The organism is Nevskiales bacterium, assembly GCA_035574475.1.
In the GTDB taxonomy this organism is placed as follows: Bacteria; Pseudomonadota; Gammaproteobacteria; order Nevskiales; family DATLYR01; genus DATLYR01.
Genome location: DATLYR010000076.1, coordinates 1 through 11,860, shown reverse-complemented (window position 1 = coordinate 11,860; position 11,860 = coordinate 1). Strand labels below are relative to the sequence as shown.

The following is an 11,860-nucleotide window of genomic DNA, read 5'->3' as shown; positions in this document are numbered from 1 at the left end:
CGCAAGCGCCGCTTGGGCTTGAGTAAAGAGAATCAGGATCAGGAGAACAACGATGGCCAAAACCACCACCAAGCCCTGGCACCAGGTCGTGCAGTTGCGCGACGACATCACCCATCAAGAACTGTCGCAAAAGCAGTTTGCGGCGGACTTGTACGACGTGGTGATGGGGCGCAACCCGGGCGTCTACCACGATGCGAAGGCGTTCTTTGCGCTCACGTATCCCACGGTCAAGCTGCGCGATCTGGCGCGGGACGTCACCTGGCGCCTTTCGGGCAAGTCCGAGAAGGCCGTGCGCCAGTTGCACATGACCTTCGGCGGCGGCAAGACGCACTCGTTGATCACGCTGGTGCACCTGGTGCGCGATCCCGCGAACCTGCCTGACGTTCCAGCGGTGCAGCAATTCAAGGCGCACTGCGCGCTCGAAGGCGGGTTGCCCAAATCACGCGTGGCTGCGGTGGTCTTCGACCGCCTGGATGCCGAAAAAGGCATCGAGGTCATGGCGCCCGACGGAACGATCGCCACCCTCAAGATGCCCTGGAGCGCGATTGCCTGGCAGCTGTCGGGTAGCGAGGGCATGAAGCTCTTGAAAGACGACGGCACGGAACGCACGACGCCGCCGGCCACCGGCGTCATGGAGGACCTGCTCAAACTCGCCCGCAAGGACGGCGATGGCGTGCTGATCCTGTTTGACGAGGTGTTGTGGTTCGTGCGCGTGATGGCCGATACCGACCCGAAATGGATCGGCCGTATGCGCGAGTTCATGCACAGCCTGACCCAGGCGGTTGCCAAGGTGCCGCAGTGCTGCCTGGTGGCCTCGTTGCTGGCATCGGACCCCGGCAAGATGGACGAGCTTGGCAAACAGATCAGCAAGGAACTCTACGACGAGTTCAAGCGCGTGGCCGATGAAGGCATCCAACCGGTCGAAAGCCAGGACGTGCCGGAGATTCTGCGGCGCCGGCTCTTGAAGCTCGAAAGCTATACCGATCGTTCCCAGTGGGGCGCGCAGGTGGTCGCGGCGCTGAACGGCATTCAGGCCATCGATGACTACACGGCCAAGAACCGCGCCGCGGAGGAAAAGCGCTACAGCGACGCCTATCCCTTTCACCCGGCGCTGATCGAAACCCTCTACCAGAAGTGGACCCAGCTGGAAGGCTTTCAACAGACGCGCGGCATTCTCAAGACGCTCGCCTCGGCCTTGCGCGATGCGGTGAAGTGGGATCAGCAGCCGCTGATCGGCGCGCAGATCTTCCTGGTCGAACCGAACTCGGACGGCTTGAGCGTCGCTGCACGCGAGTTGGCCAACGTGGCGCAGCTGGAACAGTACGAAGGTCGCCGGCAGAACTGGACGGCCATCCTGGAGGCCGAGCTCGCCCATGCGCGCAAGGCACAGGACGGTCTGCTTGGTGTCCAGCACCGTGAGATCGAGCAAGCGGTGATGGCAACGTTCCTCCACTCACAGCCCATTGGTCAGCGCGCGACCACGCGCGAACTGAAGGTCCTGATTGGCGTGGGATCGCCGGACCGCATCGAGTTGGACAAGGGGCTCGCGCGTTGGTCAGACGCCTCTTGGTATCTCGATGACACGTTCACCGGCGACCGTGAAGGTGGACTGCCCAAGGTATGGCGCCTGGGCTCCAAGCCCAATCTGAAGCAGATGCATCACGACGCGCGCCAGAACGTGAGCTCGACGGCCGTGGAAGAAGTGCTGGAGGCCGAAATCGCCAAGGCCAAACAGCTCACCGAAGGCGCTCGCACGCTGGGTGCCAAAGTCCACGTGCTGCCGGCGCGTCCAGCCGACATCGAGGACGACGAGGACTTCCACTACGCCGTGCTCGGCCCCAAGGCTGCGTGCAATGGCAAGCCGGGCGCCGAGGCAAGGCGCTTCATTGACGAGACGACGGGCCCGGACAAGCCGCGTGCGCGCAACCGCAATGCCGTCGTTCTGGCGGTGCCGTCCAAAGATGGCATCGAGGTGGCCCGTGAAAAGGTGCGTGACCTGCTGGGCTGGGAGAAGGTGCGCGAGATGCTCAAGGAGCGCAGCGACATCGACACTGCAGCGACGACGCGCCTGGAAGGCAATCTTCGCGCGGCCCGTGGGGAGATGGGGTCGCAGATCGTCATGGCCTACTGCATTGCCGTCACGGTCAACGACGGTAACGAAGTGGCTGCCTACCGCATCAATGTCGATAACGAACCCTTGTTCCCCAAGATGGTGGCGGATAAGCGGCTGCGCATCGAGAGCACGGCCGTCAATGCCGAAGCACTTCTGCCTGGTGGGCCGTTCGATTTGTGGGCGGATGGAGAGAAGGCGCGCTTCGTGAAGGATCTGGTCGGCGCTTTTGCGGCTACGGCCAAGTTGCCCAAGATGCTGAACCGGCGCGCCATCCTGGAAACCCTGCTGGCGGGCTGCGAAGCGGGCGAGTTCGTACTGCGAGTGACGCGTGCCGACAAATCGACGCGCACGTTCTGGATGTCCCGTCCGGACAACAACGCCGTCAGCGACCCGAGCCTCGAGGTCGTGCTATCCGATGCAGCCGTATTGTCCGAGCTGGATCCGCAACTGCTGGCCCCTGGGCGGCTGCCGCGTCTTTGGAACAAAGAGCCGCTGACGCTGGCGGATCTTTCAACCTACTTCTCGGGCAAGCACTTCGTCGAGGTCGACAAGGGTGGCTACACCGAGAACCTGCTGATCCCTGAAGCGACCCCACAGGCCATCGTTGATGCCGTTGCCGGGGCGGTCAAGGGTGGCCGGATCTGGTTGTTGAACGGCACGATCAGCGTGCTGGGTGAAGACGTTCCCGCAGGGTTCATCAATGAGGCGGCTCAGCTGTTCTCGCCGCCACCGCCGCTTTCGGCCGTTGATGTGCTGCCTGCGCAGCTGCCCTCAGCGTGGCAAAACGATGCGACCAACGCGCATCTCATTCATGCAGCGCTCTCGTCGAAGGGGGGCAAAGTGCTGCCATGGACGCGCGTTGCTGCGGCACTCGATGAAGCCTTCCGGCTGGGGCTGATCGAACGCTCACTCGACTCGGGCCCCTGGCCCTGTGATCTGGGCGGTGCGGCGGCGGTCAAGATCGTGGCGCGCAAGAGTGAGACCAATGAGCCGGCTCCGCCAAAGCACTACGGTTCGAAGACAGCCACGGCAGAGCTTCAGACCCACGAGGTTCAGGACCTTGCCGACCACATCGACGCATTGCGCGAAGCGACGGCCGGGCACCCGTTGCGCATCCGCGTGACCGTAGAGATCGGCGATGGCAACCCCGTCGATCAAGCCATTCTCGACCGGGTCAACGCGGTGTTGGCCGAGATCAAGGCTGGGTGGATGGCCCAGTAGGGGTCAATGCAGCGAGGGCTCGACACTATGCGGAAGCTGAACGATGGAAAAGAGGGAGCGCTCACTGAAGGCCGGGACGATCAATCTTTAGACGATCAGCATGACTTCGGCGGCGTGTGGACTCGGATCAAGTTGGAGGCTCTTGAAAAGTATCTCAGCGCATTCAATCAAGCCCTCAGCAAGCAGCATTTCACTCGCATCTACATCGACGCGTTTGCTGGCACAGGACGATGTGACATCAAGGTTAACGGCGAGAAAAGAAGCATTGATGGTTCGGCGCGTCGCGCATTGGTAGCCAATCCTGGCTTCCACAAGTATTGCTTTATTGAGCTCTCTCCAAAGAAGCTGGCGGCGCTACGGGCACTCGAAGCAGAACATCCAGATAAGACCATTCAGGTCATTCAGAGTGACGCGAACACAGCACTGAAAGCGTTGTGTTCACAGTATCGATGGCAGAACGAAAGAGCCGTTCTGTTTCTCGACCCGTACGGAATGAATGTCGAGTGGGAAACTCTAGAAGCGATCGCCAAGACGGGGGCGATCGATGTTTGGTATCTGTTTCCCTACGCAGGGCTGTACCGACAGGCGGCGAAAAACGCTGACGCGCTCGATGCCGACAAGGAGGCTTCGTTAACCCGTGTACTGGGTACCGACACATGGCGACAAGCGTTTTACGTGCAGAAGAGACAAACCGATATGTTCGGTGGCGACGATGGCGATGAACGAAACGCCGATCATCGCGAGATGCTCGACTTCGTCTCGAGACGCCTGATGGATCTGTTCCCAGCCGTGACCGCCCCTAAGGTTTTGTACCAAGGCGGGGACTCGAAGAACCCGTGCGGCGCGCCTCTCTTCGCACTGTACTTCGCAGCCTCGAATCCGAAGCCTGCAGCCTCCGGACTGGCGACCAAGATCGCCAAGGACATCCTGGACACACTATAGGGGCAGATCTGCAGTCTGGGGATACTCATCCCAAGTGCGGCCCCGGAAGAGACGCCCATTCGCCTTCTTGTGACGTTTGACACCGTCGGCACCCCAGCCGCCCCACTGTTTGAAAAAGAATGCCGCACCAGCGGCCTCGGCCTGGGCCTGTACGTTCGCCACCCATTCTTCTCGCATCGGGCGGGCTTTGTGCCCGGACTCGCCACCGACGATGACCCAGTGAATGTCGCGCAAGTCGATCCGCCCGAGGTCTTCCAGCAGCGGCTCGACGGACAAGAAGCGAATATGTGCATCCACCTTGCGCAGGTGCGCGATGCGAGGAACCCCGTACTTCTTGTCTTCGACCGACACCCCAAGCCAAACATTTCTGGGGCAGGCACGGCGAGCAAAGTACTCCGGTAGTCGTTTCGCGCGCTTGGTGAGGATCTGGTACGTGTGGTGAGGGGTACGCTCGATGATCGAGAACACACGATCCAGGAAGGCGTCCGGGACGGCCTCGTGGAACAGATCGCTCATGCTGTTGACGAAGTACGTCGTCGGCTTCTTGCGTAGCAGTGGCTGTTCGAGCCGGCTCTCATGCAACGTGAGCTTGAACCCGTTCTCATAGCCGGGCGCGCCCATGGCGTGGAGCCTGCGCGCCATCACTTCCGCGTAGCAGTTCTTGCACCCCGGTGAAACCTTGGTGCAACCGGTGGTTGGATTCCACGTCTGCTCAGTCCACTCGATAGCCGATTGAGTTGCCACGTCAGCCTCCAGTGATTTGAGGCGCAGCACGCGTAATGCGAGTCTGCACGTGTTCGGACACAAAGGCATCCACCAACCGAGATAGCGCCAAGCGCGCCTGCCGGAGGTCGGGGTCCGCCAGAGCGGCGCGGATGCGTTCTGCCAGTTGGTCGGCGGTGGGGGCGTCCTCCGCGTTTGCCGCATGCACCAGCTGCATGCACTGCTCGATCACTCGGATCGGCGGGCTTGCCTTGCCGCTCTCGTAGCGGCTCACCGAGGACTGTTTCACGCCCAGGAATTCAGCGAACTCCTTCTGGCTGCGCCCGTTGCGGGCGGCTTTGACCAGTTCTCCAACGCTGGTGATCGCCATCGCCTTAGTCGTTGATGCATCAAGAGCATAATCTACTACATCAATGCATATAGTGTATACACGGCCGTGCTTCCGGGTCTGTCACCCGTGTGCGAGAAGACGCGCCTCGGCTTCCCGTCGAGCAACAAGTCCTGGCAACACCCTCCCGCCGCCATACACCCACCGGCGAAGTTCAGCGGCGGCCGCCGCCCAATCCCGCTGATTGACCCGCCGCCGCAGCGTCGAGGTCTGCAGCCGCCCCGCCCCGAGGTTGAAAGTGAAGTCCGTAATGGCCGCCAGCCGCCCCTCGGGCTCGGTGGCCAGCACACCGGAGCCCTCGCTCGACAGCGCCCAGGCCGCGTTCCAGAAGCTCGCGCCCAGCGTGGACATCGGATAGCCCATGCCCCAGTGCGTATCGGTGAGGCACTGCACCAGGATGTGCGCCGGGTTCATGCCGACGGTCACGGCCTGGCCCGTGTCGGCATCCCAGGTCCGCACCTCGGCGTCCCACGGCATCCACGGATCGCCATGCCAGCCCGCCGTGAAGCGCCGCACCCGCACCGCCCAGGGCTTGAGGTAGGGGTTGTTGGCCGCGAACAGGATCTTGCGCGCCACGACCGACAACACCCCGCGAAACGCCGGGATGGCTGGCCCGAGAAGGCTCATCAGGTAATCGTTGCGACCTTGGGCGGTGTCGCCGGGCAACACGTCGAGGTCGCCCACCACGCCGCCTTCGCGCTCGTCGCCGCCGAAGAGCGTGGGCCGGTCGATGCGCACCCGCCCCAGGCCATGCCCGGTCGGAAGTGACGCGCGGCTCGCATCGCCCCAGGCGGTGCGATCGCCGATCTGAATCTCCTGCACCGCATCCACCGGCCCTTGGCACAGCACCAGGTGCAGGCCGATCCGGTAGCGGTAGCCGACGGTCTGCTTCTTGCTGCGCCCGCCCATCAGCGCGGCTCCTCATGGGCGCGGCGGGCCACCCCGACCACGCGCGCGGCCATCGCATCGCCCGTGGCCAACAGGATCGACGCCGGCAGGCCCTGGGCAAGGAAGGCGCGGAAGTCCAAGCCCTGGCGCGCGAACCAGGTGCGCGCACCGGGCGCGCACAGGCCCGCGGCGCGCACGTGGGCGATGGTGACGAGGACGTCGGAACTCATTTCTTGCCGCCCTTCTTCTTGATCGGCTCGGCCTCCAGATCGCCGTACCACACGACATTGGCCCCGCGCAGCAGCACCGTGCCGAAGACGACCGGGATCGGTCGGCCCTCTTCCGCGGTGGGGGCATCGAGGTCGGAGAGTTCAGCGGGTTTGGGGTTGGGGGGCTTGGGCGCGAGCGCGACCGAGACCACCGCCGCCACGACGAGGACGACGAGGTACCACATGGCGATGTCTCCGGGGTTCAGAACACGCCAGTCGAGAACGGGTTCTTGCTGGGGATGGCGGGAAACCCGCCGTAGTTGTCGAGGTTGTTGAAGCGCGATGCACACGTGGCCGTGCTGTGGTCGTAGCCCGCCGTCAGCAGCACCTCGGTGCCGGCTTCCATGGCCACCGGATAGAGCAACTCCACCCCGGAGGCCCATTCGCTCACGATCATGTGGCGTGCGCCTGTCGGCGTCTCGAGCCAGCCGCCGGCGAGCATCCCGGCCACGGCGGGCGCGATGCCGGTGAGTTCCACCTGGCGGCCTTCGCAGCGGATCACCTCGGCGTTCGTCGCCCACCTCCAGGCCAACGGACAAGGCGTGACCCGCGACGACATCCTCCGCGCTGCGCTGACGCTGCTGGAGGAAGGCGCGGGCCAAGGGTTGACGATGCGCGCCCTGGCCGCCCGACTGGGCGTCACCCCGATGAGTCTCTACCACCACGTGGAAGACCGCGCCGGACTGCTGCGCGCGCTGTCGGATCGGGTCTATGCCGAGGTGCTGGCGGGCGCGAGTGAACAGGCAGACCACCTGGCCGCCATCCGCACCATGCTCACCCGCTATCACGATGCCGTCGGGCGGCATCCCCAACTGACGCTCGCGATCTTCGCGACGCCGCAAGCCTTTGCGGGGGTGACCCGTCAGATCACCGAGCGCCTGACCGCGCTGCTGGCGCAGATCACGCCCGAACCCATCCTGTGGCGCGACATTCTGGTTGACCATGCCCACGGTAGCGGCCTCGCCCTGGCAGCGACAAGAGGCAACCCCGAGCAGGCCCAGATCCTGGGCGACCACTATCGGCAGGCCTTGGATCGTCTGCTGGAGCATCTGCCCAGGCGCTGACGAACCGGAAATCCGGTGTCTCGGGGAGCATCCGTTGATCTGGGCCCCCACCCAACGCACTTGAGTCGCCGCCCCTATGCAGCGGCCGTCTCGAACCGTCCCCGCCAAGCCCTTGATCCAAAAGGCCGCATTCCGGGGAGTCCTCCACGGAGCGCAGAGAAAATACAGAGAACAGAGAGGCACAGGAGCGCGGGAAGGGGCCTGGGCGCAGCCATCACGTCCGCAAGATCACTCTGGAACACGCGCCAATACGCGGGGAACAGGCAAGAAAAAAGGCCAACCGAGAAAGGTTGGCCTTGGGTGATTGGTGGGCCAAGAAGGAATCGAACCTTCAACCTGCGGATTAAGAGTCCGTTGCTCTGCCAATTGAGCTATTGGCCCGTTAGAGCCCTCACCCGGCCTCTCCCTCAAGGGAGAGGGGACAAGGAATTCTGCTGGGTTAATCGGCGCGTATTGTAGTGCATCCCCGAGGGGATGCGAAACGCCGGCGGGAAAATGGGGTGACCGATGGGACTCGAACCCACGACAACCGGGATCACAACCCGGGACTCTACCAACTGAGCTACGGTCACCATGGAAACTTCTGGGCGGCCATTTTAGCCGATCCACCCTCGGCCGGCCTCTCCCGCCCTTCGGGCATTCGCTCCGCTCAGGGAGAGGGCCGAGGAATTCCGCTTCGTGATTCTGGCGCGCCTGGCAGGATTCGAACCTGCGACCACCGGCTTAGAAGGCCGGTGCTCTATCCAACTGAGCTACAGGCGCTCAACTGGTGAATTCTGGTCGGGGCAGCAGGATTCGAACCTGCGACCTCCTGCGCCCAAGGCAGGCGCGCTACCAGGCTGCGCTATACCCCGAAACCCTGCTGCGCCGGGGCAGGCGAATGCCGGGCCTCAGGCGAGGCGGAATGATACGCGCCACCCCCTCGCCGGTCAACGAAAATGCCGTCCGGATACGGTTGTGACGCCTTGTCCGCGCATGAGAAAATCGCGCCTCATTTCGCGGGGTTCACGCATGTCTGCACAGCTCATCGACGGTAACCGCCTCGCGGCCGAGACCCGCGCCGGCATCCGCCAGGCCATCGAGCGCCGCAGCGTCGCCGGTCAGCACGTGCCGGGTCTGGCGGTACTGCTGGTGGGCGAGAATCCCGCCTCGCAGGTCTATGTGAAGGCCAAGCGCAAGGATTGCCTGGAAGTCGGCATCGACCATTCGAAGTCCCTGGACCTGCCGGCCGACGTCAGCGAGGCCGAGCTGCTGGCGCACATCGACCGGCTCAACGACGACCCGACCGTGGACGGCATCCTCGTCCAGCTACCCCTGCCCGCCCATATCGACGCGGAACGCGTCACCGAGCGCATCCGCCCGGACAAGGACGTGGACGGCTTCCACCCCTACAACATGGGCAAGCTGGCGCAGAAGAAACCCGGCCTGCGCCCCTGCACGCCCTATGGCTGCCTGAAGCTGATCGAGACCACGGGCATCGCCCTGCGCGGCGCGCGCGCGGTGGTGGTCGGCGCCTCGAACATCGTCGGCCGGCCGATGGCGCTGGAGCTGCTGCTGGCCGACGCCACCGTCACCATCTGCAACAGCAAGACCCGCGACCTGCCCGGCATCGTTTCGCAGGCCGACATCGTCGTGGCCGGCGTGGGCAGGCCCGGCTTCGTGAAGGGCGAATGGATCAAGCCCGGCGCAGTGGTGATCGATGTCGGCATCAACCGCCTGCCGGACGGCAAGCTGACCGGCGACGTCGAATTCGAAACCGCGCGCGCACGCGCCGGCTGGATCACGCCGGTGCCGGGCGGCGTCGGACCCATGACCCGCGCCATGCTGCTGGCCAATACCCTGCAGGCCTGCCTCGCGCGAGCGTAAACAGCCAAGCTCAGCCCACGCGGCTCCAGAGGGTGCCGCCCGGCTTGTCTTCCAGGCGCACGCCCTGTTTGAGCAGCTCGTCGCGGATGCGATCCGCCTCGGTGAAGTTCTTCGCCTTGCGCGCCGCCAGTCGTGCCGCGATCAGCCGCTCGATCTCGGCCGCATCGGGCCCGCCCGCCTGCGCCGCCGTGAACCAGGCCTGCGGGTCCTGTTGCAGCAAGCCCAGCCGCCCACCGAGACGGCGCAGCACGGCGCCCAGAGACGCCGCCTGCTGCGGCTCACTGCCACGGTGAACATTGATGTCGCGCGCCAGCTCGAACAGCACCGAGATCGCCACCGGCGTGTTGAAGTCGTCATCCATGGCCGCGTCGAAGCGCGCCGTGTAGGGCTCGTCCGCCGGCGGCGGGGCGACCGGCAGGCCGCGCAGCGCGGTATACAGCCGGTTGAGGCCCTGGTTCGAGGCCTTCAGGTGCTCGTCGCTGAAATCCAGCGGGCTGCGATAGTGGCTGCCGAGGATGAAGTAGCGGATCTCCTCGGCGCGGTAGACCTTGAGCAGGTCGCGCAGCGTGGCGAAATTGCCCAGCGACTTGGACATCTTCTCCGCATTGACCTGCACGAAGCCGTTGTGCATCCACAGGTTCACGAAGGTCTCGCCGGTCGCGCCCTCGCTCTGCGCGATCTCGTTCTCGTGATGCGGGAACTTGAGATCCATGCCGCCGCCGTGGATGTCGAAATGGTTGCCCAGGCAGTGCGTGGACATGGCCGAGCACTCGATGTGCCAGCCGGGGCGGCCCGGCCCCCAGGGCGAATCCCAGGCCGGTTCACCGGGCTTGGCCGCCTTCCACAGCACGAAGTCGAGCGCATCGTCCTTGGCTTCGTCCACCGCCACGCGCGCGCCGACGCGCAGGTCCTCCAGCTGTTTGCCGGAGAGCTTGCCGTAGCCCTCGAATTTGCTGACGTCGTAGTACACGTCCTTGTTCGAGGCCTGGTACGCAAGCCCGCGCGCCACCAGCTTCTCGATCATGGCGATGATCTGCGGGATGTGCTCGGTCGCGCGCGGCTCCAGGTCCGGCTTGAGCAGCCCCAGCGCGGCGCAGTCCTCGTCCATCGCGGCGATGAACTTCTGCGTCAGCGCGCGCCAGTCGATGCCCTGCTCGCGCGCGCGGTTGATGATCTTGTCGTCGATGTCGGTGATGTTGCGGACGTAGGTCACGTCATAGCCGCGCGCGCGCAGATGCCGCACCACGGCATCGAACACCACCATGAAGCGCGCATGGCCGAGGTGGCAGTAGTCGTACACGGTGATGCCGCAGACGTACAGCCGGACCTTGCGGTCGGCAATGGGCTGGAGGGGTTCCTTGCGGCCGCTGAGGCTGTTGTGGATCGTAATCATGCGGGCGTCAATCTACCTTAGTCATGCGCTCCGCGCCTACATGCGGGTGCTCAGCCCCATGACCAGTGCCAGCGCGCCGCCCGCATACAGGGCAGCGATCAGGTCATCCAGCATGATGCCGAAGCCACCGTGCACCGTTCGGTCCGCCCAGCCTGCCGGCGGCGGCTTGAGGATGTCGAACAGCCGGAACAGCCCAAAGCCCAGCGCCAGCCAGGCCCACAGCGGCAGCGCCGCACGCGGCAGCGGCAGCAGCAGCGGCAGCATCGTGACCAGGAAGGCCACGATCTCGTCCCAGACGATGCCGCCGTGGTCGTGCACGCCCAGCCGCCGCGCGCTCTCGCCGCAGAGATAGCAGCCCAGCGCGAACAGCAGCGCCGTGACGGCCAGGTAGATGGGCAGGCCGAAGGCCGACAGCGCCAGGAAGAACGGGATGCCGACCAGCGTGCCGACCGTGCCCGGCGCCACGGGCGCCAGGCCGGCGCCGAAGCCGAAGGCCAGCAGGTGCACCGGCGAGGACAGGATCTGGCGGGCGCTGGGGATCGGGGTCATTTATTTGTATGGCTGCTGCTGGCGAAGTGATCATAGCCGCCGAGCGCCAGCTTGACCTGCGCGCCGGCGGCATCGAGCCAGCGCAGGCCCGGCCCCGGCGTGATCACGCCGATCACGCTGAAGGCCGGCGTAACCGCGCTGCGCGCCGCTTCCAGCTGCTGCGGGGGCAGGCAGAAGCACAGCTCGTAGTCATCGTCGCCGGCGAGCTGGTACTGCAGGCTGTGGTCGCCGGGGAACAGCCCGCCGACGCTGTGGCGCAGGCGCAGGAAATCCTCCGAACGCGGCAGCGTGTTGAGCTGGATGTCCGCGCCGACGCCGCTGGCCTTGAGAATATGCCGCAGGTCGCCCGCCAGGCCGTCGGACAGGTCGATCGCCGCGCTGGCCAGCCCGCGCAGCGCCAGCCCGGCGGGCACGCGCGGCAGCGGGCGGTGCAGCCGCAGCGCG

At 65.0% G+C, this 11,860-nt stretch carries 13 protein-coding genes and 4 tRNA genes; 4 read left to right on the top strand and 13 right to left on the bottom strand.

The window, feature by feature from the left end:
- Window positions 1-52: 52 nt before the first annotated feature.
- Window positions 53-3,334, top strand: coding sequence for a DUF499 domain-containing protein (locus tag VNJ47_04195; GenBank protein ID HXG28031.1), 3,282 nt, complete (start codon window positions 53-55; stop codon window positions 3,332-3,334).
- A gap of 27 nt (window positions 3,335-3,361) precedes the next feature.
- The gene (locus tag VNJ47_04190) at window positions 3,362-4,276 is read left to right on the top strand and encodes a three-Cys-motif partner protein TcmP (protein HXG28030.1); all 915 of its coding nucleotides are present in this window, start codon (window positions 3,362-3,364) and stop codon (window positions 4,274-4,276) included.
- Here the strand turns inward: VNJ47_04190 and VNJ47_04185 are convergent.
- The 6 genes from VNJ47_04185 to VNJ47_04160 all read right to left on the bottom strand — a co-directional run bounded on the left by VNJ47_04185 (window position 4,271) and on the right by VNJ47_04160 (window position 7,046).
- Complete coding sequence (locus VNJ47_04185; GenBank protein HXG28029.1) at window positions 4,271-5,050, bottom strand: phage Gp37/Gp68 family protein; 780 nt, start codon at window positions 5,048-5,050, stop codon at window positions 4,271-4,273. The two genes, VNJ47_04190 and VNJ47_04185, sit on opposite strands and share 6 nt — an antisense overlap.
- Window positions 5,022-5,369: a helix-turn-helix transcriptional regulator gene (locus tag VNJ47_04180; protein ID HXG28028.1), complete on the bottom strand. Its 348-nt coding sequence runs from the start codon at window positions 5,367-5,369 to the stop codon at window positions 5,022-5,024. Before VNJ47_04180 ends, VNJ47_04185 begins: the two co-directional genes overlap by 29 nt.
- A gap of 81 nt (window positions 5,370-5,450) precedes the next feature.
- On the bottom strand, window positions 5,451-6,296 hold the full coding sequence (locus VNJ47_04175; GenBank protein HXG28027.1) for a lysozyme: 846 nt from the start codon (window positions 6,294-6,296) through the stop codon (window positions 5,451-5,453).
- Entirely contained in the window at window positions 6,296-6,505 is a 210-nt protein-coding gene (locus VNJ47_04170; protein ID HXG28026.1) for a hypothetical protein, read from the bottom strand. Before VNJ47_04170 ends, VNJ47_04175 begins: the two co-directional genes overlap by 1 nt.
- A complete protein-coding gene (locus VNJ47_04165; GenBank protein ID HXG28025.1) occupies window positions 6,502-6,729 on the bottom strand; it encodes a hypothetical protein in 228 nt (75 codons plus the stop codon). Before VNJ47_04165 ends, VNJ47_04170 begins: the two co-directional genes overlap by 4 nt.
- Before the next feature lie 17 nt (window positions 6,730-6,746).
- The gene (locus VNJ47_04160; protein HXG28024.1) at window positions 6,747-7,046 is read right to left on the bottom strand and encodes a phage BR0599 family protein; all 300 of its coding nucleotides are present in this window, start codon (window positions 7,044-7,046) and stop codon (window positions 6,747-6,749) included.
- Between the two features lie 40 nt (window positions 7,047-7,086).
- Here VNJ47_04160 and VNJ47_04155 point away from each other — a divergent pair, with 40 nt between their 5' ends.
- Complete coding sequence (locus VNJ47_04155) at window positions 7,087-7,608, top strand: helix-turn-helix domain-containing protein (GenBank protein HXG28023.1); 522 nt, start codon at window positions 7,087-7,089, stop codon at window positions 7,606-7,608.
- 305 nt (window positions 7,609-7,913) lie between these two features.
- Here the strand turns inward: VNJ47_04155 and VNJ47_04150 are convergent.
- From VNJ47_04150 to VNJ47_04135, 4 genes are all read right to left on the bottom strand, one after another.
- Window positions 7,914-7,989, bottom strand: a tRNA-Lys gene (locus VNJ47_04150).
- Window positions 7,990-8,104: 115 nt separating this feature from the next.
- A tRNA-His gene (locus VNJ47_04145) sits at window positions 8,105-8,180 on the bottom strand.
- Window positions 8,181-8,293: 113 nt separating this feature from the next.
- Window positions 8,294-8,370 (bottom strand) — tRNA-Arg (locus VNJ47_04140).
- Between the two features lie 15 nt (window positions 8,371-8,385).
- Window positions 8,386-8,462, bottom strand: a tRNA-Pro gene (locus VNJ47_04135).
- Window positions 8,463-8,619: 157 nt separating this feature from the next.
- On the opposite strand from VNJ47_04135, the gene folD reads away from it, so the two are divergent.
- Window positions 8,620-9,474 carry a bifunctional methylenetetrahydrofolate dehydrogenase/methenyltetrahydrofolate cyclohydrolase FolD gene (gene folD / locus VNJ47_04130; GenBank protein ID HXG28022.1) on the top strand — a complete coding sequence of 285 codons (855 nt, stop codon included), beginning with the start codon at window positions 8,620-8,622 and terminating at the stop codon, window positions 9,472-9,474.
- 10 nt (window positions 9,475-9,484) lie between these two features.
- On the opposite strand, the gene cysS is transcribed toward folD, so the two are convergent.
- The 3 genes from cysS to VNJ47_04115 all read right to left on the bottom strand — a co-directional run.
- Entirely contained in the window at window positions 9,485-10,867 is a 1,383-nt protein-coding gene (gene cysS / locus VNJ47_04125; GenBank protein HXG28021.1) for a cysteine--tRNA ligase, read from the bottom strand.
- Between the two features lie 36 nt (window positions 10,868-10,903).
- Window positions 10,904-11,416, bottom strand: a complete 513-nt coding sequence (locus VNJ47_04120) for a phosphatidylglycerophosphatase A (protein HXG28020.1) — start codon at window positions 11,414-11,416, stop codon at window positions 10,904-10,906.
- The coding region (locus tag VNJ47_04115) for an AIR synthase-related protein (GenBank protein ID HXG28019.1) at window positions 11,413-11,860 on the bottom strand (448 nt) is incomplete at its 5' end. The genes VNJ47_04120 and VNJ47_04115, both read right to left, overlap by 4 nt.

Excerpts from the sequence above, each read along its gene's own strand:
- VNJ47_04175 (HXG28027.1), bottom strand. The coding sequence starts at position 6,296 with ATGGGCGGGCGCAGCAAGAAGCAGACCGTCGGCTACCGCTACCGGATC.
- VNJ47_04195 (HXG28031.1), top strand. The coding sequence starts at position 53 with ATGGCCAAAACCACCACCAAGCCCTGGCACCAGGTCGTGCAGTTGCGC.
- folD (HXG28022.1), top strand. The coding sequence starts at position 8,620 with ATGTCTGCACAGCTCATCGACGGTAACCGCCTCGCGGCCGAGACCCGC.
- VNJ47_04120 (HXG28020.1), bottom strand. The coding sequence starts at position 11,416 with ATGACCCCGATCCCCAGCGCCCGCCAGATCCTGTCCTCGCCGGTGCAC.
- VNJ47_04180 (HXG28028.1), bottom strand. The coding sequence starts at position 5,369 with ATGGCGATCACCAGCGTTGGAGAACTGGTCAAAGCCGCCCGCAACGGG.
- cysS (HXG28021.1), bottom strand. The coding sequence starts at position 10,867 with ATGATTACGATCCACAACAGCCTCAGCGGCCGCAAGGAACCCCTCCAG.
- VNJ47_04170 (HXG28026.1), bottom strand. The coding sequence starts at position 6,505 with ATGAGTTCCGACGTCCTCGTCACCATCGCCCACGTGCGCGCCGCGGGC.
- VNJ47_04165 (HXG28025.1), bottom strand. The coding sequence starts at position 6,729 with ATGTGGTACCTCGTCGTCCTCGTCGTGGCGGCGGTGGTCTCGGTCGCG.
- VNJ47_04190 (HXG28030.1), top strand. The coding sequence starts at position 3,362 with ATGCGGAAGCTGAACGATGGAAAAGAGGGAGCGCTCACTGAAGGCCGG.